The 26,361-nt window shown below is 46.4% G+C and carries 17 protein-coding genes, 9 tRNA genes and 3 rRNA genes; 26 read left to right on the top strand and 3 right to left on the bottom strand.

Going from position 1 to position 26,361, the window contains the following annotated elements; translation table 11 throughout:
• Positions 1-2: 2 nt before the first annotated feature.
• The 15 genes from ilvE to NST34_RS25575 all read left to right on the top strand — a co-directional run bounded on the left by ilvE (position 3) and on the right by NST34_RS25575 (position 10,252).
• Positions 3-884 (top strand): branched-chain-amino-acid transaminase, encoded by an 882-nt coding sequence (gene ilvE / locus NST34_RS25645; RefSeq protein ID WP_339798169.1) that lies wholly within the window; start codon positions 3-5, stop codon positions 882-884.
• Positions 885-1,208: 324 nt separating this feature from the next.
• Positions 1,209-3,038 carry a LysM peptidoglycan-binding domain-containing protein gene (locus NST34_RS25640; RefSeq protein ID WP_341129028.1) on the top strand — a complete coding sequence of 610 codons (1,830 nt, stop codon included), beginning with the start codon at positions 1,209-1,211 and terminating at the stop codon, positions 3,036-3,038.
• A gap of 448 nt (positions 3,039-3,486) precedes the next feature.
• Positions 3,487-5,044, top strand: a 16S ribosomal RNA gene (locus NST34_RS25635).
• 261 nt (positions 5,045-5,305) lie between these two features.
• A 23S ribosomal RNA gene (locus NST34_RS25630) occupies positions 5,306-8,234 on the top strand.
• 146 nt (positions 8,235-8,380) lie between these two features.
• Positions 8,381-8,497: ribosomal RNA gene (rrf, locus tag NST34_RS25625) — 5S ribosomal RNA — on the top strand.
• Together the 16S, 23S and 5S rRNA genes form the textbook arrangement of a ribosomal RNA operon.
• 133 nt (positions 8,498-8,630) lie before the next feature.
• Entirely contained in the window at positions 8,631-9,170 is a 540-nt protein-coding gene (locus NST34_RS25620) for an AAA family ATPase (RefSeq protein WP_076287119.1), read from the top strand.
• A gap of 82 nt (positions 9,171-9,252) precedes the next feature.
• Positions 9,253-9,327, top strand: a tRNA-Glu gene (locus NST34_RS25615).
• Positions 9,328-9,415: 88 nt separating this feature from the next.
• Positions 9,416-9,491, top strand: a tRNA-Val gene (locus NST34_RS25610).
• 43 nt (positions 9,492-9,534) lie between these two features.
• A tRNA-Met gene (locus NST34_RS25605) sits at positions 9,535-9,611 on the top strand.
• A 26-nt stretch (positions 9,612-9,637) separates the two neighbouring features.
• A tRNA-Asp gene (locus tag NST34_RS25600) sits at positions 9,638-9,715 on the top strand.
• A 15-nt stretch (positions 9,716-9,730) separates the two neighbouring features.
• Positions 9,731-9,803: transfer RNA gene (locus tag NST34_RS25595), tRNA-Lys, on the top strand.
• 36 nt (positions 9,804-9,839) lie between these two features.
• Positions 9,840-9,914: transfer RNA gene (locus NST34_RS25590), tRNA-Gly, on the top strand.
• Between the two features lie 10 nt (positions 9,915-9,924).
• Positions 9,925-10,001, top strand: a tRNA-Arg gene (locus NST34_RS25585).
• Positions 10,002-10,020: 19 nt separating this feature from the next.
• Positions 10,021-10,099 (top strand) — tRNA-Leu (locus NST34_RS25580).
• 80 nt (positions 10,100-10,179) lie between these two features.
• Positions 10,180-10,252: transfer RNA gene (locus NST34_RS25575), tRNA-Lys, on the top strand.
• A gap of 118 nt (positions 10,253-10,370) precedes the next feature.
• On the opposite strand, the gene NST34_RS25570 is transcribed toward NST34_RS25575, so the two are convergent.
• From NST34_RS25570 to NST34_RS25560, 3 genes are all read right to left on the bottom strand, one after another.
• Entirely contained in the window at positions 10,371-11,291 is a 921-nt protein-coding gene (locus NST34_RS25570) for an aldo/keto reductase (RefSeq protein WP_042191140.1), read from the bottom strand.
• A 217-nt stretch (positions 11,292-11,508) separates the two neighbouring features.
• Complete coding sequence (gene fabV / locus NST34_RS25565; protein WP_076284851.1) at positions 11,509-12,699, bottom strand: enoyl-ACP reductase FabV; 1,191 nt, start codon at positions 12,697-12,699, stop codon at positions 11,509-11,511.
• A gap of 264 nt (positions 12,700-12,963) precedes the next feature.
• Positions 12,964-13,899: an aldo/keto reductase gene (locus tag NST34_RS25560; protein ID WP_341129027.1), complete on the bottom strand. Its 936-nt coding sequence runs from the start codon at positions 13,897-13,899 to the stop codon at positions 12,964-12,966.
• A 184-nt stretch (positions 13,900-14,083) separates the two neighbouring features.
• Here NST34_RS25560 and NST34_RS25555 point away from each other — a divergent pair, with 184 nt between their 5' ends.
• From NST34_RS25555 to yajC, 11 genes are all read left to right on the top strand, one after another.
• Complete coding sequence (locus NST34_RS25555; protein WP_341129026.1) at positions 14,084-15,058, top strand: ornithine cyclodeaminase family protein; 975 nt, start codon at positions 14,084-14,086, stop codon at positions 15,056-15,058.
• A 14-nt stretch (positions 15,059-15,072) separates the two neighbouring features.
• On the top strand, positions 15,073-16,233 hold the full coding sequence (locus tag NST34_RS25550) for a dipeptidase (RefSeq protein WP_341129025.1): 1,161 nt from the start codon (positions 15,073-15,075) through the stop codon (positions 16,231-16,233).
• An 11-nt stretch (positions 16,234-16,244) separates the two neighbouring features.
• Positions 16,245-18,371, top strand: a complete 2,127-nt coding sequence (locus NST34_RS25545; protein ID WP_341129024.1) for a CocE/NonD family hydrolase — start codon at positions 16,245-16,247, stop codon at positions 18,369-18,371.
• A gap of 116 nt (positions 18,372-18,487) precedes the next feature.
• Positions 18,488-19,207: a BofC C-terminal domain-containing protein gene (locus NST34_RS25540; protein WP_179085780.1), complete on the top strand. Its 720-nt coding sequence runs from the start codon at positions 18,488-18,490 to the stop codon at positions 19,205-19,207.
• Between the two features lie 254 nt (positions 19,208-19,461).
• A complete protein-coding gene (gene ruvC, locus NST34_RS25535; protein ID WP_036677679.1) occupies positions 19,462-19,965 on the top strand; it encodes a crossover junction endodeoxyribonuclease RuvC in 504 nt (167 codons plus the stop codon).
• A complete protein-coding gene (ruvA, locus tag NST34_RS25530) occupies positions 19,962-20,579 on the top strand; it encodes a Holliday junction branch migration protein RuvA (protein WP_042191130.1) in 618 nt (205 codons plus the stop codon). The genes ruvC and ruvA overlap by 4 nt, the downstream gene beginning before the upstream one ends.
• A gap of 35 nt (positions 20,580-20,614) precedes the next feature.
• Positions 20,615-21,622, top strand: a complete 1,008-nt coding sequence (gene ruvB, locus NST34_RS25525) for a Holliday junction branch migration DNA helicase RuvB (protein WP_042191128.1) — start codon at positions 20,615-20,617, stop codon at positions 21,620-21,622.
• 32 nt (positions 21,623-21,654) lie between these two features.
• Positions 21,655-23,757 (top strand): SpoIID/LytB domain-containing protein, encoded by a 2,103-nt coding sequence (locus NST34_RS25520; RefSeq protein WP_341129023.1) that lies wholly within the window; start codon positions 21,655-21,657, stop codon positions 23,755-23,757.
• Between the two features lie 9 nt (positions 23,758-23,766).
• Complete coding sequence (gene queA, locus NST34_RS25515; protein WP_341129022.1) at positions 23,767-24,795, top strand: tRNA preQ1(34) S-adenosylmethionine ribosyltransferase-isomerase QueA; 1,029 nt, start codon at positions 23,767-23,769, stop codon at positions 24,793-24,795.
• 21 nt (positions 24,796-24,816) lie between these two features.
• Positions 24,817-25,953: a tRNA guanosine(34) transglycosylase Tgt gene (tgt, locus tag NST34_RS25510; RefSeq protein ID WP_042130504.1), complete on the top strand. Its 1,137-nt coding sequence runs from the start codon at positions 24,817-24,819 to the stop codon at positions 25,951-25,953.
• A gap of 49 nt (positions 25,954-26,002) precedes the next feature.
• A complete protein-coding gene (yajC, locus tag NST34_RS25505) occupies positions 26,003-26,311 on the top strand; it encodes a preprotein translocase subunit YajC (RefSeq protein WP_042191123.1) in 309 nt (102 codons plus the stop codon).
• The last annotated feature ends 50 nt before the right edge of the window (positions 26,312-26,361 follow it).

Below are 26,361 nucleotides of genomic sequence, written 5' to 3'. Positions count from 1 at the left end.
TCATGGCTGAACAATGGATCTATCTGGATGGACAACACGTAACTAAGGAAAATGCAAAGGTATCCGTTTTTGATCACGGTTTTTTGTATGGAGACGGCATATTTGAAGGTATTCGTATCTACAATGGTAATATTTTTAAATGTAAAGAGCATTTGGACAGACTATATGATTCGGCGAAGTCGATCATGCTGGACATTCCGCTTACTTATGACGAGATGCTGGAAGCTATGGCTGAAACGATTCGCCTTAACGACATGCGTAACGGTTATATTCGACTGATCGTATCCCGTGGTCCTGGTAACTTGGGTCTTGATCCACGCCGTTGCCCTAAAGCCAGCGTAATCATTATCGTTGAACAATTAGCTATTTACCCAGAGCAAGCGTACATTAATGGGCTTCGTGCTGTTTCTGTATCCCAACGTCGTAATATTCCGGATGCACTGAATCCGAAGATTAAATCGCTTAACTATCTCAACAATATCCTAGTAAAAATCCAGTCCAATCTGGCAGAAGCCGATGAAGCAATCATGATGAATGCTCAAGGATATGTTACTGAAGGATCTGGAGATAATATTTTCATCATCAAAAATGGTGTGGTCTTTACTCCTCCGTGCTATTTGGGAGCGCTTGAAGGAATCACACGTCTGGCGATCATCGAGTTATGTGAGAAATTGGGTATTAAGCTAAAAGAAGAACCATTCACTATGCATGATGTTTACATAGCGGATGAGGTATTCTTCACAGGTACTGCTGCTGAAGTTATTGCTGCGCGTGAAATTGACGGCCGAATCATTGGTGAAGGACAAGCGGGTCCAATCACTTTGAGATTGCTTGAAGAGTTCCGCAATGTTGTTGACAAAGATGGCTACAAGGTTTGGGAATAACATTTAATCGTACAATTTGCTCTTTACATGCTAGTCGTGTAATGAGTATTGAATAGGCATTAGATATCCTTTCATGCATATGAAGAAGATGGCCGGAGGTCTCTGGTACATCTTTTCATGTCTCATGAAAGGATTTTTTTTATTTCAGGGATGTCATTCGCCCATGGGCTGCATAAGATGTAGTAACGAAGGAGGCGGCTGTACCGCATATAACTTTGTAAGAGAGCAATGTTCCATCCAAAGGGTGTTTGCTTTCAAAGCCAGTTTTGCTGTGTAGCTGTAAGAAAGCAATACTCCACAAAACTTTTAGGAGGTTAATGCTACGTGAAAATACACATTGTCAAACAAGGCGATAGTCTGTATGCATTATCGCAAAAGTACGGAGTGCCGTTACAAAAAATTATTGAAGCTAATCCACAGATCAGTAATCCGAATGTGCTGGCACTTGGTGAAAAAGTAAAAATACCTACGGCTCCTGTATCCGTACCGGATAACAGTGAAGTTTACTACAAGCATACAGTCAAACAAGGAGATACCTTATGGAAATTATCTAAGGCGTGGGGAATCCCTTTAAAAGATATGGTTGAAGCAAACCCCCAGCTAAAGAATCCGAATGTATTGATGTTAGGGGAAGTAGTCAACATTCCTAAAAAGACATCAAACGCTTCACCCGTACAGCCAGGCTACATGCCTTCTAATGCTTCTGAGAAAACACAAGTTGGCGGGAAGGAATATACGGGTCCAAAAGAACAGCCAGTAGCTGAGGTAGTTCCTGCACCAAAACCGGAAACTAAACCAGAGGTCAAACCAGAAACTAAACCGGAAGCAAAAGCAGAAAATAAACCAGAGGCAAAAGCAGAAAATAAACCAGAAGCTAAAGCGGAAACTAAACCTGCACCTAAATCATCGCCAAATATCTCGCCTTTGTACAATTCTGCACCACACCCATCGATGAACATTGCCCCTATTAATACTCAAAATGCTGCACCTAATCCTGCACCGAATATGCAGATGGAAGTTGCTCCTGTGCAAGAAATTGAAATGCAGAGCTTATTTGTTCAGATTACAGTTCCAAATCAAGAGCCTGTAGCACATCATGAGGCACCAAAAGCTGAGATGAAGCCAATGGCTTGCAAAGAGGAAAAGGCAGATGCTTGTGACAACATGGGATATCCAGGACTAGGAGGAAATCCTTATCTCTATGATTCTTATCAAAATAGCCCTAATATGAACATGAATTGGGCACCAAGTTATGTTCAACCGGCGTCATATGGACCTGAATGCATGTCTCCATACTACTTTTCAGAAAATATGTATTCACCTAACATGAGTCCAGAACAATGGAATCCGAATGCTGCGCCTAACATGAGTCCAGAACAATGGAATCCGAATGCTGCACCTAACATGAGTCCAGAACAATGGAATCCGAATGCTGCGCCTAATGTGAGTCCAGAACAATGGAATCCAAACGCGTGGCCTAACATGAGTCCAGAACAATGGAATTCAAACGCGTGGCCTAATATGAGTCCGGAACAATGGAATCCGAATGCTGCACCTAACGTGAGTCCAGAACAATGGAATCCAAATGCTGCACCTAACAATATGGAGGCTAATGTTTCAGGGATGAACCCGATGTATGGGATGTCACCGAACCTTCCTTGGCCAACTACTTGTGGGTGTGGGGGAATGCATGTTCAACCCTATTCATATGAAATGCCCGTATATAATACCTATCCTGCATATGGAAACCCAAATGCATTCTCTGCTTATGGAGCGGGAACACCTAATCAGGGAATAGTTCCAGAATCTCCTCTTGGAGCTTTTGGCGGGCCGATAATGTCGAGTATTCCGTCTAATCCGCAGTATCCAGGTATTGGTAATTATTCGCAGCATAATCGGGTTCCGGAAATCCAAGATCCTGAAACGTTTGTACAGGATACTCCCGAAGTTGCTAGAACAGTGAGTGAGGAATCTACTTCTGGCGCTTCTCTCAAGAGCAAGGGAACTGCAACGAAGGAAACGGCATCAAAAGCAAAGACCTCGAGTCAAAACAGCAGTAAGAAAAACAAAACAGCTGTGAAGTCTCAACGTTCAAATGCTGGTGGTCGTACAGAGAGCTCAAAGAAACGCAGAAATCCGTGGATTTCTAATTAATACAGTTCTAAACTAACATCCAATCTCTATTTAACGTGTAGGTTCTGATTATTAGAATCTGCACATTTTTTATGAGAAGATGGGAACGAGAAGTAGGACTGAAGCAGCGAAAGTACTTATTTATGTTTTTTGAATTTAGGGGTTGTTTTTAGAGTGGGTTATATGTTACATTATAAATCCAGTCGCAAAGAGTAGATATAAACTTTCGGTTGGTGAATGTTAATCCGGATGAAATTACAAAAGACTTTGAAAAAAAAGTGTTGCAATTCATCGGAAAACATGATATATTATAAAAGTTGCTGCTGAGACATTAAACGGCGCCAACGAGAACTTGATCTTTGAAAACTGAACAACGAGTGAGTAGGAAATCACGAAAGTGAAATCCAAAACTAGAGAATTAATTTTCTCGTCAGATGTTTCAAAATGAGCATATCGCTCTTTTCAATACTAATTGGAGAGTTTGATCCTGGCTCAGGACGAACGCTGGCGGCGTGCCTAATACATGCAAGTCGAGCGGAGTTACTTTGAAAGCTTGCTTTCAAAGTAACTTAGCGGCGGACGGGTGAGTAACACGTAGGCAACCTGCCCCTTAGACTGGGATAACTACCGGAAACGGTAGCTAATACCGGATAATTTCTTTTTTCTCCTGAAGAAAGAATGAAAGACGGAGCAATCTGTCACTGAGGGATGGGCCTGCGGCGCATTAGCTAGTTGGTGGGGTAACGGCCCACCAAGGCGACGATGCGTAGCCGACCTGAGAGGGTGAACGGCCACACTGGGACTGAGACACGGCCCAGACTCCTACGGGAGGCAGCAGTAGGGAATCTTCCGCAATGGACGAAAGTCTGACGGAGCAACGCCGCGTGAGTGATGAAGGTTTTCGGATCGTAAAGCTCTGTTGCCAGGGAAGAACGTCCGGTAGAGTAACTGCTACCGGAGTGACGGTACCTGAGAAGAAAGCCCCGGCTAACTACGTGCCAGCAGCCGCGGTAATACGTAGGGGGCAAGCGTTGTCCGGAATTATTGGGCGTAAAGCGCGCGCAGGCGGTCATTTAAGTCTGGTGTTTAAACCTTGGGCTCAACCTGAGGTCGCACTGGAAACTGGGTGACTTGAGTACAGAAGAGGAAAGTGGAATTCCACGTGTAGCGGTGAAATGCGTAGATATGTGGAGGAACACCAGTGGCGAAGGCGACTTTCTGGGCTGTAACTGACGCTGAGGCGCGAAAGCGTGGGGAGCAAACAGGATTAGATACCCTGGTAGTCCACGCCGTAAACGATGAGTGCTAGGTGTTAGGGGTTTCGATACCCTTGGTGCCGAAGTTAACACAGTAAGCACTCCGCCTGGGGAGTACGGTCGCAAGACTGAAACTCAAAGGAATTGACGGGGACCCGCACAAGCAGTGGAGTATGTGGTTTAATTCGAAGCAACGCGAAGAACCTTACCAGGTCTTGACATCCCTCTGAATCCACTAGAGATAGTGGCGGCCTTCGGGACAGAGGAGACAGGTGGTGCATGGTTGTCGTCAGCTCGTGTCGTGAGATGTTGGGTTAAGTCCCGCAACGAGCGCAACCCTTAACTTTAGTTGCCAGCAGGTAAGGCTGGGCACTCTAGAGTGACTGCCGGTGACAAACCGGAGGAAGGTGGGGATGACGTCAAATCATCATGCCCCTTATGACCTGGGCTACACACGTACTACAATGGCCGGTACAACGGGAAGCGAAACCGCGAGGTGAAGCCAATCCCATCAAAGCCGGTCTCAGTTCGGATTGCAGGCTGCAACTCGCCTGCATGAAGTCGGAATTGCTAGTAATCGCGGATCAGCATGCCGCGGTGAATACGTTCCCGGGTCTTGTACACACCGCCCGTCACACCACGAGAGTTTACAACACCCGAAGTCGGTGGGGTAACCCGCAAGGGAGCCAGCCGCCGAAGGTGGGGTAGATGATTGGGGTGAAGTCGTAACAAGGTAGCCGTATCGGAAGGTGCGGCTGGATCACCTCCTTTCTATGGAGAATCGTCTTCTGCAATGAAGACATTCAAATCGGAAGTTAAACTTCCAAATCTCAGGTTTAGGCCTGTTACTCACTCGTTGCTCAGTTTTGAGAGTTTAAGCTCTCAGTAAGACTTGATCCTTGAAAACTGGATACCGAAACGAATTTGCGTTTTAGAACATCTTTTAGCAACTTGTGTAAACAAGTAAATGTTATTAGTGAGATGATTCCAAAGAGAATGTCATTATGTGATATTTTCCTGAGGAAAAATCAAGGTTAAGCTAATAAGAGCACACGGAGGATGCCTAGGCGCCAGGAGCCGACGAAGGACGTGGCGAACAACGAAACTGCCTCGGGGAGCTGTAAGCAAGCTTTGATCCGGGGGTGTCCGAATGGGGAAACCCAGCTGTGGTAATTCGCAGTTACTCATCTCTGAACACATAGGAGATGTAGAGGCAGACCAGGGGAACTGAAACATCTAAGTACCCTGAGGAAGAGAAAACAATAGTGATTCCGTCAGTAGCGGCGAGCGAACGCGGAACAGCCTAAACCTAAGAGCTTGCTCTTAGGGGTTGTGGGACGTCTCACATGGAGTTACAAAGGAATATGGTAGGTGAAGAGGTCTGGAAAGGCCCGCGATAGAGGTAAAAGCCCTGTAACCTAAACTGTGTTCTCTCCGAGACGGATCCCGAGTAGTGCGGGGCACGTGAAACCCCGTATGAATCCAGCAGGACCATCTGCTAAGGCTAAATACTACCTGGCGACCGATAGTGAAACAGTACCGTGAGGGAAAGGTGAAAAGCACCCCGGAAGGGGAGTGAAATAGAACCTGAAACCGTGTGCTTACAAAAAGTCAGAGCCCTATTAATGGGTGATGGCGTGCCTTTTGTAGAATGAACCGGCGAGTTACGTTTAACATGCAAGGTTAAGTCGAGAAGACGGAGCCGCAGCGAAAGCGAGTCTGAATAGGGCGATTGAGTATGTGGACGTAGACCCGAAACCGTGTGATCTACCCCTGTCCAGGGTGAAGGTGCGGTAACACGCACTGGAGGCCCGAACCCACGCATGTTGAAAAATGCGGGGATGAGGTGGGGGTAGCGGAGAAATTCCAATCGAACTCGGAGATAGCTGGTTCTCCCCGAAATAGCTTTAGGGCTAGCCTCGGTATAAGAGTAGTGGAGGTAGAGCACTGATTGGGTGCGGGGTCCGCAAGGATTACCAAGCTCAGTCAAACTCCGAATGCCATATACTTATTGCCGGGAGTCAGACAGTGAGTGCTAAGATCCATTGTCAAAAGGGAAACAGCCCAGACCATCAGCTAAGGTCCCCAAGTGTGTGTTAAGTGGGAAAGGATGTGGAGTTGCACAGACAACCAGGATGTTGGCTTAGAAGCAGCCACCATTGAAAGAGTGCGTAATAGCTCACTGGTCGAGTGACTCTGCGCCGAAAATGTAACGGGGCTAAACACACCACCGAAGCTATGGCTAGATACGTATGTATCTGGGGTAGGGGAGCGTTGTATGTGGGTTGAAGGTGTACCGTAAGGAGCGCTGGACAGCATACAAGTGAGAATGCCGGTATGAGTAACGAAAAGATCAGTGAGAATCTGATCCGCCGAAAGCCCAAGGTTTCCTGAGGAAGGCTCGTCCGCTCAGGGTAAGTCGGGACCTAAGGCGAGGCCGAAAGGCGTAGTCGAAGGACAACAGTTTGAAATTACTGTACCACCGTAATCCGCTATGAGCGATGGGGTGACGCAGGAGGGTAGTGACGCGGACTGATGGATATGTCCGTCTAAGCAGTGAGGCTGATGTGTAGGCAAATCCGCACATCGTTAAGGCTGGGCTGTGATGGGGAGCGAAAATTACAGTAGCGAAGGTCATGATCTCACACTGCCAAGAAAAGCCTCTAGCCAGGAGAAGGTGCCCGTACCGCAAACCGACACAGGTAGGCGAGAAGAGAATTCTAAGGCGCGCGGAAGAACTCTCGTTAAGGAACTCGGCAAAATGACCCCGTAACTTCGGGAGAAGGGGTGCCCCGGTAGTGTGAATAGCACGAGGGGGCCGCAGTGAAAAGGCCCAAGCGACTGTTTAGCAAAAACACAGGTCTGTGCGAAGCCGCAAGGCGAAGTATACGGGCTGACGCCTGCCCGGTGCTGGAAGGTTAAGGGGAGTGGTTAGGGGTAACCCGAAGCTATGAACCGAAGCCCCAGTAAACGGCGGCCGTAACTATAACGGTCCTAAGGTAGCGAAATTCCTTGTCAGGTAAATTCTGACCCGCACGAATGGCGTAACGACTTGGGCGCTGTCTCAACGAGAGATCCGGTGAAATTTTAATACCTGTGAAGATGCAGGTTACCCGCGACAAGACGGAAAGACCCCATGGAGCTTTACTGCAGCTTGATATTGAATTTGGGTACGATCTGTACAGGATAGGTGGGAGCCGTAGAAATCGGAGCGCAAGCTTCGGTGGAGGCGCCGTTGGGATACCACCCTGATCGTATCTAGGTTCTAACCTAGTACCCTAATCGGGTACGGGGACCGTGTCAGGCGGGCAGTTTGACTGGGGCGGTCGCCTCCTAAAGAGTAACGGAGGCGTTCCAAGGTTCCCTCAGAATGGTTGGAAATCATTCGAAGAGTGCAAAGGCATAAGGGAGCTTGACTGCGAGACCTACAAGTCGAGCAGGGACGAAAGTCGGACTTAGTGATCCGGTGGTACCGCATGGAAGGGCCATCGCTCAACGGATAAAAGCTACCCTGGGGATAACAGGCTTATCTCCCCCAAGAGTCCACATCGACGGGGAGGTTTGGCACCTCGATGTCGGCTCATCGCATCCTGGGGCTGAAGTAGGTCCCAAGGGTTGGGCTGTTCGCCCATTAAAGCGGTACGCGAGCTGGGTTCAGAACGTCGTGAGACAGTTCGGTCCCTATCTGTCGTGGGCGCAGGAAATTTGAGAGGAGCTGTCCTTAGTACGAGAGGACCGGGATGGACGTACCGCTGGTGCACCAGTTGTTTCGCCAGAAGCATGGCTGGGTAGCTACGTACGGACGGGATAAGCGCTGAAAGCATCTAAGCGTGAAGCCCCCCTCAAGATGAGATTTCCCAATTAGTAAGACCCCTTGAAGACGACGAGGTAGATAGGTTGGAGGTGGAAGTGCAGTAATGCATGGAGCTGACCAATACTAATCGGTCGAGGGCTTATCCTATACTTAGAACGCAAATTCAATTCGGATTCAGTTTTCAGGAATCAAGTTCTAAACCATATGGTCCTAGTGGCTGTATGTTGATGAATTTGTTTTCAGCATTTGGCGATGCTGAGACCTGAATAATGCATTTGTACCGCAAATGCCCGTTTGGTGGCGATAGCGGAGGGGTTCCACGCGTACCCATCCCGAACACGACCGTTAAGACCTCCAGCGCCGATGGTACTTGGACCGAAGGGTCCTGGGAGAGTAGGACGTTGCCAAGCACGCAAGACCACTGTTGAGTAATCGACAGTGGTCTTTTTGTTGTGCCTTGTAGAGTGAATTTGCTTGTAAGGGTTTTTATGATAAAGTGGTTTAATAGAGTCACTAATAGATTATTCATGGGGGATAAAGATCTTGATTATATGGATCAATGGAGCTTTTGGTGCGGGGAAGACAGAAACTGCATATGAATTACATCGCAGACTTCCTGATTCTTTTGTATACGATCCAGAGAATGTAGGGTATTACATAAGAGCAAACATTCCCGATGTGATGACAAAAAGTGACTTTCAGGACTATTATCTTTGGCGTGAAATTAACCATTCCATGTTAAAATACATAGCTAGCGAATATAGGGGAACGATTATCGTACCTATGACCATAGTCAACCCAGAATATTGGATGGACATTGCTGGTAATCTAATAAATGAGGGATTAGAGGTTCATCATTTTACTTTGTGTGCCTCACGAGAGACGCTGCTCAAGAGATTGGGTGGTAGAGGTGAAGGGAATGACTCGTGGGCCGTTCAACAGATCGACAGATGCCTCACAGGGCTTAATAAGGACGTATTTAAAGACCATTTAGACACAAATAACCTGACTACTCTAGGAGTCGTAAAGATGATAGCTAGTAAGCTTGATATCACTTTAACGCCTATTATAGAAGAAAAGTGAAAATATATTAATTTAGGTATTGCTATACTTCGAAATACATGATATAATCTTTTTTGTTGTCAAAACATTTTGTTTTCAATAAGGCCCGTTGGTCAAGGGGTTAAGACACCTCCCTTTCACGGAGGTAACATGGGTTCGAATCCCATACGGGTCACCAATTTATTTAAAACGTAATTGTTCTTCTGAAATAAAGTGTTGCATTACAGGTTGGAATGTGTTATGATAATTGAGTTGCTTCTTTACATGGAGGCTTAGCTCAGCTGGGAGAGCATCTGCCTTACAAGCAGAGGGTCGGGGGTTCGATCCCCTCAGCCTCCACCATGAAGCTTTCTTATCGTAATGAATAGCTAAATATTTTTAATGACGCGGGGTGGAGCAGCCCGGTAGCTCGTCGGGCTCATAACCCGAAGGCCGCAGGTTCAAATCCTGCCCCCGCAACCAATTTTCATCAAGCAATTATATCTTTTGGAACCGTGGTGTAGTTGGCCTAACATGCCTGCCTGTCACGCAGGAGATCGCGAGTTCGAATCTCGTCGGTTCCGCCATTTTTCTTGCTTCATGAGCCATTAGCTCAGTTGGTAGAGCACCTGACTTTTAATCAGGGTGTCGAAGGTTCGAGTCCTTCATGGCTCACTTCTTAAGTGAGTCGGACACTAATACATATCGTGTGCGGACGTGGCTCAGCGGTAGAGCATCGCCTTGCCAAGGCGAGGGTCGCGGGTTCGATTCCCGTCGTCCGCTCCATATAAATTTTGCGCCCTTAGCTCAGCTGGATAGAGCGTTTGACTACGAATCAAAAGGCCGGGAGTTCGAATCTCTCAGGGCGCGCCATATTTTAACTTCATACTTTGCCGGCGTGGCGGAATGGCAGACGCGCTCGACTCAAAATCGAGAGGGAAACCGTGGAGGTTCGAGTCCTCTCGCCGGTATCAATTAGCAAGCGAAGCTCTTATGCGTTAAGCTAAGGGCTTTTGCTTTTCAAGTATAGTAAGGTAAATCATTATATTGTGGACTCTTAGCTCAGTTGGTAGAGCAGTAGACTCTTAATCTATTTGTCCAGGGTTCGAGCCCCTGAGAGTCCATCCTTAAAAGAAACGGCAGAGATGCCGTTTCTTTTTTTATAAGAGTTATACGGTTTCAATTATAGTCACAAAAAAAGCCACGAAGTACGATATTAGCGTACTTCGTGGCTTTTGATATTTATGGAAGGATATTACCCGCAGCACGGTAAATTTCATACCATTCTGGTCTGGTGAGTGTAATATCGGATGCTTTGGCAATATCCCGCAATCGCTGCGTATTGGTTGTACCTACAACAGGCTGCATATTTGCCGGATGTCTGAGAATCCAGGCAATGGCAATAGCGGTATTGGTAACCTCTTTTTCAGCTGCCAAACGGTTAATGACCTCGTTCAATTCAGGGAACTTGTCGTTGTCCAAGAATACACCTTCAAAAAAGCCATATTGGAAAGGTGACCATGGCTGAATGGTCATGTCGTGTAGACGGCTGTACTCTAAGATCCCGCCATCATGAACAACCGAACCGGAGTTAGTCATATTCACATTGAAGCCGGTATCAATCATACCCGTAAACATAATGCTCAATTGCAGCTGGTTGAACAGCAGCGGTTGCTTTACATTTTTCTTAAGTAGCTCGATTTGTAACGGATTCTGGTTGCTGACACCAAAATGCTTGACCAATCCCTTGCTTTCCAGAATGTCAAAAGCCTCAGCCACTTCTTCCGGCTCGAACAGCGTGTCAGGACGGTGAAGCAAAAGCACATCGATATAATCGGTCTTCAAGCGTTTAAGGCTACCCTCCACAGATTGTAGGATATGCTCTTTGGAGAAATCAAAATAGCCCTTGCGGATTCCGCATTTGGTTTGGATCAGCATTTTATCACGCATACCAGGATTGTTCTGAAGTACCCCTGCGAATACCTCTTCAGCTTTGCCGTCCGCATAAATGTCGGCATGATCAAAGAAGTCTATTCCGAGCTCCAACGCACTATGTACATGTGTATCAGCCTCTTTTGCAGATAAATCCGCAATCCGCATACAGCCAAGCGAAATTTGGGACACGTCAAGTACACCATTCGCTACACTAATTTTCTTAACCATGAGTGATTCACTCCTTAGAATGTAAGTTAGAACTTGCAGTATTCTATCAAACCATATCACAAAGTGGGAGGCTAAGCCAATATGCCCTACGACGTATAGGTAGGTTGTAAGCAAAGTACAAAAAAGAGGCCGCCACATCAGTAGACTTCACTACTTTTGCAGACAACCTCTTTGTTTATACATCCAGAATTAGCATATGGATGTATTCAGAATCATTTTAATACATATTCGGAATGTCGACATTAGGATCAATATCTGCTTCGTAGTCTACGCCATCAGTTCTAAAGCCAAACAGATTGAAGAAATCTTGGCGGTAGCCTTCAAGATCAGCCAGCTCACCTGCATTATCAGTTGTCAGCTCGTCCCAACGTTTCATAACCTCTGTCTGGACATCCTCACGCATTTCCCAGTCGTCAATGCGGATCAAGCAGCTTCCGTCAGCAGTAGCCTTGCCTTCACCGTATAGGTGCTCAGAGAACAAGCGATACATTTGTTCAATACAGTTCTCGTGCAGGCCTTTTTCTTTCATCACTTCATAAAGTGCAGAGATATAAAGGGGCACTACAGGAATAGCTGAGCTGGACTGAGTTACGAGCGCCTTATTAACGGATACAAAGGCACGTCCGCCTTTTGATGAAAGAAGGTCATTCATTTGGATCGCAGTCTGTTCCAGATCGTGCTTAGCTTGGCCAATTGTTCCGTCCCGATAGATAGGGTGAGTGATTTCAGGCCCGATGTAGGAGTAAGCAACGGTAGTAGCACCATCTGCAAGGACATCAGCTGCTTGAAGCTGATCGATCCACATTCTCCAGTCTTCGCCGCCCATTACAGCGATGGTCTGACGTACTTCCTCTTCATTAGCAGGCTCAATGGTGGTCATGGATACTTCGCCTGTATGGAAGTTCAAGGTTTTATTCGAATAAGCTGTTCCCACCGGTTTAATAACGGAGGAGAAGGTTTCTCCTGTTACCGGATGGGTACGACGAGGTGAAGCGACACTATAAATAACTAAATCGATGGTGCCATATTCAGCTTTAATCAATGCAATGGTCTTCTCTTTAATCGCATCAGAGAAGGCATCGCCAACTATGCTGTGTGATTTAAGTCCAAGCTCTGCTGCTTGTTGTTCAAAGGCAGCGGAGTTGTACCAGCCTGCAGATGCGGTGCGCTGACCTTCCGCAGCCTTATCGAAGAACACACCAATGGTATTGGCGCCAGCACCAAAAGCAGCTGAAATTCTAGAAGCCAGTCCGTATCCGGTAGAGGCACCGATGACAAGTACATTCGCAGGTCCCTCAATTTTCTTTTGCGCTTTTACATATTCAATTTGTTGTTCTATTTGTTTGGCGCATCCCTCTGGATGGGCTGTTGTGCATATAAATCCGCGTGTTTTAGGTTGAATAATCATCAAGGAATTCCCCTTTGTATAAAAATTTAAGTCTACTGATACACAGAGAAAGTATAGCAAACAATATTTACTAATACAAAGAATTTAGGATATTCGATAAGAATCCGCTACCCTGTATTTTTGTTTGTTGGCTAGCTGCGCTATCGAGTCTTGATCATTTATTAAGGCTTGCGGACTCCAGTGACGCTATTCCTTAGAAAAGGGGCTGCCCCAGTAGCCATTTCATGACTTCAAGGACAACCCCCTTTACATTATAAGGCGCTATTACGCCTTAAAGATTGAATCAATCGCTTTGATCTCATCTGGTGTCAGCTGAACTTTCAGAGTCTGGAGATTCGATACGATCTGTTCCGGACGTTTAGCTCCGGGAATAAGTGCGTCGATGGAAGGTATGGTCAAATACCAGGCTAGCACCACATGTGCGACTTCAACACCTTTGGCATCGGCAATTTGGCGAACCTTGTCCACCTTCTCCAGGTTTTTGGCAAAGGTCGCTCCTTGAAACATTGGGTTGTTCTTTCTATTGTCGCTGAACGTATCGCCTTGCTTATACTTGCCGCCAAGAAGGCCGGACGCGAGTGGGAAGTAAGGAACGAAAGAAATGCCAAGCTCCTGCGTGTAAGGGAGCAGTTCTTTTTCTGCATCACGGTGCAGCAGGTTGTAATGGGATTGGAGAACATCCACATGCCCGTCCTTGTTGGCTTCTCTCAGCTGTTCAATGGAGAAGTTGGAGATCCCGATCGCTTTGATCTTTCCTTCATCCTTCAGCTTCTTAAGCTCGCCAACAGCTTCATCCTTAGGAGTGCTTTCATCAGGGAAATGAATATAGTAAAGATCGATATAATCGGTCTGGAGGCGTTTCAAGCTGTCTTCCACAGACTGTCTTAGAAAAGCTGGAGAGTTGTCGATCGTAACCTTATCGCCAGTAATCTTGTGAGCGCCCTTAGTAGCAATAACCACATTGTCACGGCCGCCTCTTTCTCTCAGCACTTCTCCAATAAGTTCCTCGGATCTACCTGGACCATAGATAAAGGCAGTATCAATGAAATTGATCCCATGGTCAAGAGCGTTGCGAACGATGTCTTTACCAGTCTCATCATTTAAGCCGGGAAATAAATTATGCCCACCAACAGCATTGGCACCCAGTCCGAGAGGGAGTACCTGCAAATTTGTTCTACCTAAAGTTATTTTACTAGACATAATCAATCGTCAGCTCCTTAAAATAGAATATGAACTATATTAAGTATAGCTAATAGCCCGTGGTAAGACAAATTGCTGATTTCCAGCTTTATACATGAATATTTAAAGCGTATAAGTTATGATATAAAGAATAATTTTGCGTTCCCACATTTGTTGCCACAATGAAGTAAAGGAGGTTTGTCTTATGCTAGTTATTAATCAAAATGAAGTGGCTGAGCTATTAGCAATGGAGTCTTGCATCACAGTGATGGAATCCGTTTTGAAGGACTTGTCCGCAGGACAAGCCATACAGAGCTTAAGACAAGTACTCCCGCTGTACCAAGGCAATCTGATTGGCTTAATGCCGGGCTTTTTGCAGAGTGAAGAAGTAGCAGGTGCCAAAATCATCAGTGTGTTTCCAAGCAACCATGGCTTAGGTTTACCTTCGCATCAAGGCCTTGTTACGTTATTCGATTCTTCTACCGGTATTCTGAAAGCTGTAGTAGATGGACAGAAGATTACCGCAATTCGCACAGCGGCTGTTAGCGCAGTAGCCACTCGTTATCTGGCTAGAGAAGATGCAGAGGTGCTTGCCATTCTAGGTACCGGCGAGCAAGCCAAAAGCCATCTGGAAGCGATGCTACTGGTTCGATCGATTCGTGAGGTCAGAGTTTGGAGTAGAACACTTGCAAAGGCAAGAGATTTCCAAGCAGAAATGAGCCGTAAATATGGTGTGGACATCCTTGTGGCTGAGTCTATTCAAGAGGCAGTTAATCCAGCAGATATCATTTGTACCGTAACAGCATCCACAGAGCCTGTGCTCAAAGGGGAATGGCTGAAGCCTGGAGTACATATCAATGCGGTTGGAGCCTGCAGAGCAGCGGATCGTGAGCTGGATTCGGAGACCGTACGGTTAGCTAAGTTATATGTAGACCGATTGGAATCCGCGCATAATGAATCTGGGGATTATTTAATTCCGCTGAACGAAGGCGTGATTACTTCAGGCCATATTATCGGTGAAATCGGTGAACTGATCAGCGGGAATATTGAGGGCAGAGCTACAGCTGATGAGATCACTCTTTTTAAAGGACTAGGACTTGCAATAGAGGATTTAGCAGCAGCCAACTTCATTTATAATGAAGCTGTTAAATTACAAAAAGGCATTGAAATTGCATTCTAAGGAGCGACCACACGATGAGCACATATGAAGGTTTGTATGATTTCAAGTTGACGGAGCAAGACGAAGAACGGGCCGTACATTTGCATGAGCAGAACATTAATATTGATTTGCTATTTCAAGGTCCCTTATCTCCAAACGCAATTCCAGAGTCTGTGTCTAAAAAAATAAAAGAGCTGTGTGAGCCCTATAAAGATGAGCCGATGATATACAGCAGCATGCCAGCAAAAATGATCACAAAGCTGTCGGCCAGCGGTGAGATCCCCGAGTATAAAAGTGAATGGTATAAATCGGGAATTACCGCGGGTAACCGGGAACTTCACTTAGAATCTTTAGAAAGCATGGTCACTAGCATGGCTGAAGTTCAGCTTCAGTTCGACTCCGCAGATTGGTTAGTAAAAGCATTAACCGCAGAGGACATTCGTGCAGCCAAGCGTAATGGGCATAAAGCGGGTATTATCACGGCGCAAGAAACGGATGGCCTAGGTACCAATCTGGACCTATTAGATGTGTTACATAATTTTGGCTTAAGAATTTTACAATTAACTTATAACAATCAGAATCAGGTCGGTGCAGGCTGTGCAGAACAGTCGAACGCTGGGATTACGAATTATGGAAAAAGATTCATTGAGCGTTTGAACAAGCTCGGGATCATTGTAGATACGGGACATTGTGGAAAACAGACCACGCTCGATGCTTGCCAGTATTCTAAGACTCCGGTCATTGCTTCACACACGGGTGTAGAGGCTATCTATCCACATATGCGCTGTAAAAGTGATGAAGAGATTATCGCGATAGCGAAGACGGGTGGAGTCATCGGTATTTTTGCTATGCCGTGGTTTGTTCATGAAGATCCTAACCATACGACCATTGATCATGTGCTGGATCATATCGAATATGTGATTCGGCTTGTAGGCGTGGATCATGTCGGGATTGGAACGGATTGGCCGATGAGCGATGTGCTCTGGTCATTGGTTTATTTTAAAGAACATATTGCACCTAAGCTAGGATTTGCCAAAGGAGACGGACCTTCTACTGAAACCGTTGCTGGGCTTGAAAAATATAGCAATTTTATCAATTTTACTAGAGGTCTAGTGGCTCGCGGTTATAAGGATGAGGATATTGCAAAGATTATGGGTGGCAACTGGCTGCGTGTATTTGAAGAAATTTGGGGATAGGGGATAAATAGATGACAACATACTTGAACACAACTACATTTAACTTCTACTGTTCTGGCATTTATTCAGGGAAAATACATTTTACGGAACAACAAATTATGCTCGCTAAGGTTGATCCACGCAGACGAACACAAATGCAATACAATGCGCTGGATGGCCAGTTCAAGACCGTTCTTCCATTTCAAAAAATCCACGAACACATGGGCGCTTACGCTAAAGCAGAATGGGTCAATGATGAGGTAGTTCTAAGTAATGGTGATCTTTATCAAAAGCATATTCAGTATCAGGCTGTATTGGATGGCCGTGAGCTTACTTCACAAGTATGGGCGCTACGAATAGAGACGGCACTGGATATTGTGACCTTGGATGGTGAGATTATTGCCTTTCTTACGCCGAATCGGTATGGCATCGAGCTGATTGTTAAAGCAGGATATGAGAAGCTGACGCCTTTGGTTGTTTATGATGATCCCCTTTTGTCCAAACCAGAGTATGGTGTAAATGATTTGGGTACGGATCTGATTCCGATGCGTGATGGCGTGAGACTGGCTACGGATGTGTTTCTTCCTGAGGGCATTCAGCCGGGAACCAAGCTGCCGACGATTCTTGTGAGAACCTGCTATGACCGTAACGGGAAAAAAGAGATTTTTATGAGATGGGCTAACAAAGGTTATGCAGTGGTGTCACAGGACGTTAGAGGTCGGGCGGATTCGGAGGGGGAATTGATCCCTTTTTATAATGAACGGGATGATGGCTACGATACGATCGATTGGATTATCGCGCAGGAATGGTCGGACGGAAATGTTGGCATGTGGGGCGCGTCCTATCTCGGCTTTGTGGTTGTCTCGGCGGCGACCAGCGGGCACCCTAATTTGAAGGCTGTTGTGGATGAAGTGAATGTCGGCTCACCGTTTGTAGATACAGCGCGTAAGGGTGGAACGCTTTGCTCTTGGCCACTCTTGTCTTGGACGCTTGCACAATCTGTGGGTACCCGGACGGATTTTGATATTTTTGGGGGCATTACGGTGAACCCAGAAGCGGCCGTCGATGCGAGACCGATTAAGGAGATTCCACAGCAAATGATCGGAAAAGAATCAGGACCATGGGATTTGTGGAGCCAGCATCCGGAGTATGATGATTTCTGGAGAAACTGTACCTTTACAGAGCGTGGGGATCAGGTGAAGGTCCCTATGTATGTAATCTCAGGCTGGTATGACGGTGACAGCCCTGGCGTATCGGAGACTTGGAGAATGCTGACTGAACATGATGTGCCAAATCGTAAAATCCGTCTGGGTGCATGGGAGCATGGGCCAAACCGAGCCAGAGATTATGAGGGTGTAAGCTTCGGCAATGATGCAGTCGTCTATGATTATGATGTTTCTGTATTGCGCTGGTTCGACCGCTTCCTCAAAGGCATTCCGAACGGAATAGATCAGGAGCCTAGAGCCTCTTATTATGTCGTTGGTGAGAATCAGTGGAGAACGTCGGAGGATTGGACACCAGTTGAAGCTACAACTACGCCGTTTTATCTTTCCAGTGCTGGTCGGGCTAATTCAGGACAAGGAGATGGGAAGCTGCTCACAGCGCCAGAGGAACACTCTCCAGAAGATACTTATGTCTATAACCCAAATGATCCTATGAATGATAGCGGTGAGCGGGAGCCTGAAAATTTGCGGAAATATGAGCTCCGAAATGATATTCTTGTGTACACTAGTGAGGTGTTGACGGAAGAATTGACTATTGCTGGCGAATTGTCTGCTGTCATCTACGCCGCCAGCACAGGTAAGGATACGGATTGGGTAGTTACACTTAGTGATGTGAATGAACATGGAGACTCTATCCGGTTATCTAACTATATTGTCAGAGCTAAATATCGTCATGGGTTTGATGCACCAGAGCTGCTCACGCCAGGGCAAGTGGAGGAATACGATATTTTCATGCCAAATATTGCTCACAGATTTGCGGTAGGACACCGAATTCGTTTTTCGATTACCTCTTCCAGTAAATTCGTTGCTTTCCCGAATACGAATACTGGTGGTAACCCGTATGAAGATTCAGAGGCGATTACAGTGCTGCAGACTGTTTACCATAATAGTGAATATCCAAGCCATGTGAAGCTGCCGGTTATTCCTAACGCTTGAACGATACTGCAAGGTCAACCTTGCAATTAGGATAAAATAGCGATTATTCACAGAAAAGCGCATAAATGATCCCTTCTCAGGTCACAATAGGGAAAAACCAGAATGAAGGGATTAACGTGTCGCGCATAAAAAAACAACTTTGGCAGCGATGGAGACGTTGGAAAAAGGCGCTTTGGGTAGGGGCAGCTTGTTTAGCTCTTACTGTACTGGCATGGCGCAGTATGCAGGTACCTGAGGAAATCAGTGGACTGCTGACGGATTCTAGTTGGACGGATAGCGCCGAAAGCGAGTTGGCCGCAGCTGTATTTAAAGTAGGCGTGGACAACAGTGAGGAGAAAGAGAAGGGCACCATAAAAAACGAACAACTGTTGCAGACGATCGCTCAAAGCGGACGCAGCAGAACCGTTCATTTAAAAATATCGTATGTATCTGGGGAAGAAGTTCAGACATTGCCAGGTGTAAAAACCCCGCTTCAGCTTAAAAAAATAATTCACGAACACCCTGCATGGAGCGGCTTCATCAGCAGTGATGGAGATTTGTGGCTGGAACAAAAAGTGAATGATCTATCGACCCTAACGAAAAAAGAAGCCTATATCGGGGTCGATGCATTTGGGAACTTGAAATTATTTAAAGGCCCTCCGGTACAGGAAAAGGTTCTGAAGACCTTTTTTCAAATGGATATGGGTTCCTTGAAATCCTCTCTGCCGGAAAGTATTTGGATAGAGCTTCATGAGGGCATTCGTGTACAAGATATTGAAGAGTACAACAGCGTATTGTCCACCTTCAGTGACTATGCGCGTGAGGCTGCCGAACATGTCATGCAGAATAAGCAATAGCATCCTTAAGCATATCAGCTGTCCTAAAGTCATTATTAATGGCTTTAGGGCAGCTTTTTTTTGCAAATATAAGAAAGTTTGAGGTTCTCATTGTAGGCCTAAAGTTGCCATTTCGCATTAGAGGGTAAACTTTTTTTCTCGTGGAAGGGGTATTTTTGCTATAATGGTTTGAAGGAATACATATGTTCGCTTCATAGCGGAGTAATGGATGAAAACGGTGGAATAAACTGCCTGTTATAGAGGAGAGATCGTGCTTGCGCATTTTGGGAATTGATCCAGGGCTGGCGATTGTCGGTTTTGGCTTTGTGGATAAGGAAGGTCATAAGTTGACCCCGGTCCAATATGGTTGTATCCAGACTGAGGCTCACACACCTGAGGAAGAACGTCTGCTGCATGTCTATGAAGGCATGGGTCAGCTCATTGATAAATATAAACCTGATGCTGTAGCGATAGAGAAGTTGTTCTTCGCACGTAATGTTACAACAGCATTGCCAGTAGCACAGGCCCGCGGAGTGACGATATTAGCTGCTGTACAGCGTGGCTTACCCGTCTCGGAATATACACCTATGATGGTGAAGCAGGCTGTAGTTGGTTATGGTAAGGCAGAGAAACGGCAGGTACAGGAAATGGTGAAGCTGCTACTGAAATTATCGGCGATCCCTAAACCGGATGATGTAGCGGATGCACTCGCGGTAGCGGTATGTCATGCCCATTCGAGCAGTCTTAATTCTAAATTAAATGAGGTATTGCGAAAATGATAGATTTCTTAAGAGGACCCGTCGTTCATTTAGAGTCGGAATATGTGGTGCTGGATGTGCAGGGCGTGGGATATCGGGTGTTCTGCCCGAACCCTTATGCATTTGCTAAAGTAGAAGGACCCGTAACGATCTATATTCATTATCAAACACGTGAGGATGCGACGCTTCTGTTCGGGTTCCCGACTCGGGAGGAGCAAAAATTGTTCCGCAAGTTGATTGAGGTATCTGGGATCGGTCCGAAGGTTGCGCTCGGAATACTGACAGGTGGAACTCCAGATCAGTTGATCTCGGCAATTTACCAAGAGAATATAACCTTCTTAACGAAACTGCCGGGCATTGGCAAGAAGACGGCGCAGCGGATGATCCTAGATTTGAAGGACAAGCTGGACGGACTCAGTATGGCTTCCATGCAAACGGGATTATTTGCAGTTCCAATGGAAGAAGCATCGGATGGGTTAGCTTGGCAAGAGGCTAGGGATGCCCTTAAGGGATTGGGTTATACCGAAAGTGAATTGGACCGTGTGTGGCTCGCTATGAAGAAAGAGGGCGCAGAGACAGGGACTGTAGATGTGTTGATGAAGAAAGCACTTGGGCTATTATATATTGCTAAGTAAAGCCGAACACATCCTGAAGAAAGGGAGCGATAGGAATGGATGACCGGATTATATCCGCTAATTTGATGATGGACGAGCAAGCGGTAGAATTAAGCTTACGCCCTCGTTATCTGGGAGAATATATCGGACAGAATCAGGTAAAAGAAAACCTGAAAATATATATCGAAGCAGCCAAAATGAGAAGTGAAGCGCTGGATCATGTGCTGCTCTACGGGCCTCCAGGTCTCGGTAAAACAACACTCGCGAACATTATCGCCAATGAGCTGGGTGTGAATTTAAGAACAACGTCCGGTCCTGCGATAGAGCGGCCGGGAGATTTAGCCGCCCTGCTGACGAACCTGCAGGAAGGCGATGTGCTGTTCATCGATGAAATTCACCGCTTACACCGGACGGTGGAGGAGGTTATGTATCCGGCGATGGAGGACTTTGCGCTGGACATCATGATCGGCAAAGGGCCAAGTGCCCGTTCGGTACGATTGGATTTGCCGCCTTTCACACTTATAGGTGCTACCACCCGTGCTGGCCTACTGTCAGCGCCACTACGTGATCGTTTCGGAGTGGTCAGCCGCTTGGAGTTCTATACCATAGATGAGCTAAGCTTCATTGTTGCTCGAAATGCAGATCTTTTAGGAATTGAGATTGTCGGAGATGCGGCGGAAGAGATAGCGCTTCGTTCCCGTGGAACGCCGCGGATTGCGAACCGACTATTGAAACGAGTCCGTGATTTTGCTCAAGTGCGCGGCGATGGGATTATAACCCCTGAGATTTCTGGGGAAGCCCTGAAGATGCTACAAGTGGATCCACGTGGGCTGGATAGCATCGACCACAAGATGTTAAGAGCGATGATTTCAAGCTTTCGTGGCGGTCCTGTAGGGCTGGATACGATTGCTGCTACAATTGGTGAGGAAAGTCAGACGATTGAGGATGTTTATGAGCCCTACCTGCTACAGATAGGATTCTTGCAGCGGAGCCCTCGCGGAAGAATTGTAACCCCGGCCGCTTATCATCACTTAGGCCTTCCGCTCCCTCCGGAGCAGCACTGAGTCAGTAACTACATTTAAAAGGAGGATGCTGGATGAAGCATACGAAGATGAAATGGAGAGGAATAGCTCCACTAAGCAAAGGATTGCTAGCAGCTGCGATTGCTGTGGGAAGTCTCTTGATCCCTGCGGGTGCCAGTCATGCCGATTCTAATAGTACGATACGAGTTGCCCTTTATGCCGATATTGGTAGTAAATATAAATCTACCGTGCCAGTAGTAACTATGTTATCGACACAAAGCTTCACTTTGATGTCAAACCAACCAGGGAGCACTCCTTTGTTATCGGTGCCTGCCCAGAGCAGAATTCGTGTTAGTGTGGATGGTTATAGAGTAAAGGTAATGGAGACTTCAAGCTGGAAAACAGCTGCCGATGCAGCTAAAAAGCTTCAGTCCACCTCTGATAAGCCTCAAATTTATATGATTTCTAGAAATGGAACCAATGTGTATCAGTTGTATACAGGTGTCTATGCCAGTGAAGCTGCTGCCAAGGATGGACTTGCCCGTGTAGTAAAGGCAGGACTCGGCATTCCTGCTGATCAAACCCCTGCGGTGAAAGGGGATAAGCATTTATCGGCGGGTCGCTATTCTTCGGAACAAGAAGCTGATACTGCTCTGAGTAGTATTACAGCTGCTGGTTTTGATGCCTGGAAGGTGTTTCTCTCAGGAAGTGATGGCAGTGCTCAGTTTGAGGTATGGGTAGGCGAAGCTGCGAACGACAAAGATTTGGGTGCTGTTCAGACCGCAGTGTCTGCAGCATTGCCACAGCCTGCTATGTCTGCTGCAACTTCACCTGGGTTAATCATGCGTCTGGATGCTGGGCTGGACCTTAGCAGCGAGACACAGGCTAATCATTATATGGTTTCCGGAAATGATGCTAAATTTTTGGCCGTTGGCAGTGAGGCTGGAATTCAGCTCGAAGAAAGATCCAAGCGTACCTACCGTGGAAATATGGAACTAAGTAATTTGAGAGGTTCCCTAGCGGTTATCAATGAAGTGCCACTGGAACAATATTTGTATGCAGTGGTTGGAGGAGAGGTTTCCTCCAGTTGGCCGGATGAAGCTCTAAAGGCTCAGGCTGTCGCCGCCCGAAGCTATGCAATGGCGCAAGGCAACCGTTTCGAAGTAGCGAATGTAGTAGATTCTACATTGAGTCAGGTATATAACGGAATCGGATCAGAGGCTCCAGTTATTATTAAGGCAGTGGATGCTACTGCCGGTGAAGTATTGATGAGTGGTGGTAAAGTTATAGAGGCTGTGTTCTCCTCGAACAGTGGCGGAATAACCTCTGATCCATCAGAGGTATGGGGCAATGGTGGAGATGCATTTGCCAGCGTTCCCAGCAAAGAGGATGTCGCAGCTACCGCGACCGCTAAGAAGTGGTATTATTTACTGCTCGCTAATGGCACCTCTGGATACGCACGTGAGGATAACATTAAATTGATAGGAAATAAAACTGCAGCGGGACTGGATATAGCGACAGCTACCACTAAAGATGTTAATGTACGTCCCCTTCCTGCTGTTGAGAGTAGTGTAAGTGCGGTAGGTAAGCTGAATCCAGGCGAGAATGCTGTTGTTCTAGACAAAGTCTATGAGTCCGGTAGTTATAGCTGGATCAAAGGGCCATACACCTCTGCCGACCTTCTAAAAAGCTTGCAGGGTAAAACAACTAGCACGCTCCCTTCTAGCATCCTTAATTTGCAGGTCACTCAGCGCGGCCCTTCTGGAAGAGCGATTCAGGTGAAAGCAAATGGCCAGGCACTGGATGTGAAATATCCTGATATGTTCCGTTCTGCGTTCAATGGATTGCCAAGTACATTGTTTGATATTGTACCAGCCGGAAGTTATACTGTATTAGGCGCTGACGGTGCTACCAGCACGGTTGGAAGTTCACAGAACGCAGGTGTACTCTCTGCATCAGGTAAGGTTAATGTGAACGGTAGTGGCACTGTAGTGATGGGTGGGGATTCCTCAGCCAGAGCGATTACTAACAGTTCGGGCTTTCTGTTCATTGGCCAAGGATACGGTCATGGTCTAGGCATGTCGCAATGGGGCGTGAAAGGCATGGCTGACAGCGGGTATGATTACAAGCAGATATTGCAACACTATTATCAGAACGTTACTATAGTTAAGGAATGAAGACAGACCATGAATGTAGACGCATATGATTTTCATTTACCGGAAGAATTAATTGCCCAGACACCACTCTCTGACCGTAGCTCTTCTAGACTGCTCTTAGTAAATAAGGAGGATGGGGAGCTGGCTCACCGGCATTTTACCGATATTATTAATTATTTTCAACCGGGAGATACGCTTGTTCTGAACGATACGAGAGTCATTCCTGCCAGATTGTTTGGGGCTAAAGAAGATACGGGGGCTAAAGCTGAAGTGCTTCTCCTTAAGAATCTGGGAGACGATAGATGGGAAGCTCTTGTAAAGCCAGGTAAAAAGCTCAAGACAGGAGCGGTTATCATCTTTAGTGATGAGCTTCGTGCTGTTATTGAGGACGAGGCTGATATGGGTGGACGAACGCTTCGGTTCATTTATCAGGGTATTTTTCAGGAGATTCTGGACAGGCTGGGAACAATGCCACTGCCTCCTTATATTAAGGAAACACTCGATGATCGGGAACGATATCAGACCGTTTATGCTAAGCATGAGGGATCAGCTGCTGCTCCTACAGCAGGGCTTCATTTTACCAAAGAACTGTTGGATCAGATTGAAGCCAAGGGTGTAAATATTGCTTATATTACACTTCATGTAGGTCTCGGAACGTTCCGTCCGATGTCTGTTGAGAAGGTTGAAGAGCATGTTATGCATTCAGAGTATTTTGTAATGTCTCAAGAAACAGCAGACACTATAAATGCTACCAAGGAACAAGGTGGTCGCATTATAGCGGTAGGGACAACTTCTTGTCGGACACTTGAAACAGTCGGAAGACAATGCCAAGGCGGTCCACTAGTGGAATGTAGTGGCTGGACGGATATTTTCATCTATCCGGGCTATAAGTTTAGTGTAGTTAATGCGTTAATTACTAATTTTCATTTGCCGAAGTCGACTTTGGTGATGTTGGTTAGTGCTTTGGCAGGTCGGGAACATATTCTAGCTGCTTATGAAGAAGCGATAGAGCAGAAGTACCGGTTTTTTAGCTTTGGAGATGCAATGTTTATTTACTAAGGTAAGAGGATGGGTTAACTTATGGCAGCAATTACTTATGAGCACATCAAAACGTGCAAACAATCCGGAGCAAGACTTGGAAGAGTCCATACTCCACATGGTGTGATTGAGACACCTGCATTTATGCCAGTCGGCACACAAGCTACAGTCAAGACAATGAGTCCTGAAGAACTGAAAGAGATGGATGCTCATATTATTTTGAGCAATACGTACCATTTGTTCCTGAGACCGGGCCATGATATTGTTCGTGAAGCAGGCGGACTGCACAAGTTCATGAACTGGGACCGTCCCATTCTAACGGATAGCGGCGGGTTTCAAGTGTTCTCGCTTAGTGACATGCGCAAGATTACCGAAGAAGGCGTTCATTTCCGTTCCCATCTAAATGGGGATAAGAAGTTCTTGTCTCCTGAAGTAGCTATGGAAGTTCAGAACGCACTTGGCTCTGATATCATGATGGCATTCGATGAATGTCCTCCATTCCCAGCGGAATATGACTACGTGAAAAAATCATTGGAGCGTACAACACGCTGGGCAGAACGTTGCCTGAAAAGTCATGCTCGCCCGAATGATCAAGGGCTGTTCGCTATCGTTCAAGGAGGTATGTATGAGGATCTTCGCCGTCAGAGCGCGGCAGATTTGACTTCCATGGATTTCCCGGGGTATGCTATTGGAGGGCTCAGCGTCGGAGAGTCCAAGCAGCTAATGTATGAAGTGCTGGATTATACAGTTCCCCTGCTGCCACAAGGCAAACCTCGCTATTTGATGGGCGTTGGTTCACCGGATGCGCTGTTGGAAGGTTCAATCCGGGGAGTGGACATGTTCGACTGTGTTCTGCCTACCCGTATTGCTCGTAATGGAACAACGATGACCAGTCAGGGAAGACTCGTTGTACGCAACGCAAAGTATGCCCGCGATTTTGGGCCGCTTGATCCGGAGTGCAACTGCTATACATGCCGGAATTATTCCCGCGCTTATTTGCGCCATCTAATCAAAGCCGATGAAACCTTCGGACTTAGATTGACGACATACCATAACTTGCACTTCCTGTTGGATTTGATGCGTAAAGTGCGCGAAGCCATCAAGGAAGATCGGCTGCTTGATTTTCGCGATGAGTTTTTTGCTAAATACGGATTATATGATAATCTTAAAGGCTTCTAAAGCTTCGTTGAGGTCCATGTTTTAATGTGCTTTGAAAGGGGGGAGAAATATGTTTCAATATGCAGCAGCAACAGGCGGAGGTAGTATACTGGGTCTTGTAGGTCCATTCGTACTTATGTTTGTAGTATTCTACTTCTTGCTGATTCGTCCGCAACAGAAGAAGACCAAAACACGTAATGCAATGTTGAAGTCTCTGAAAAAGGGCGATAAAATCGTTACTATTGGTGGTCTTCACGGTACGATCATGGAGATTTCCGATGATATCGTGGTTCTACGGGTCAATGATGTAACTAAACTGACCTTTGATCGCGGTTCCATTAGTCACTCCGTTGCCACGGACGTGGAGGAGAAAGTATAGTTTCGTTATTTAAAAGTACATAAAAAGCGGTGTCTTCTCATTAAGAGAAT

The organism is Paenibacillus sp. FSL H7-0714 (genome assembly GCF_038003765.1).
Lineage (GTDB): Bacteria > Bacillota > Bacilli > Paenibacillales > Paenibacillaceae > Paenibacillus_AQ.
This window is presented reverse-complemented; position numbering and strand designations above follow the sequence as displayed.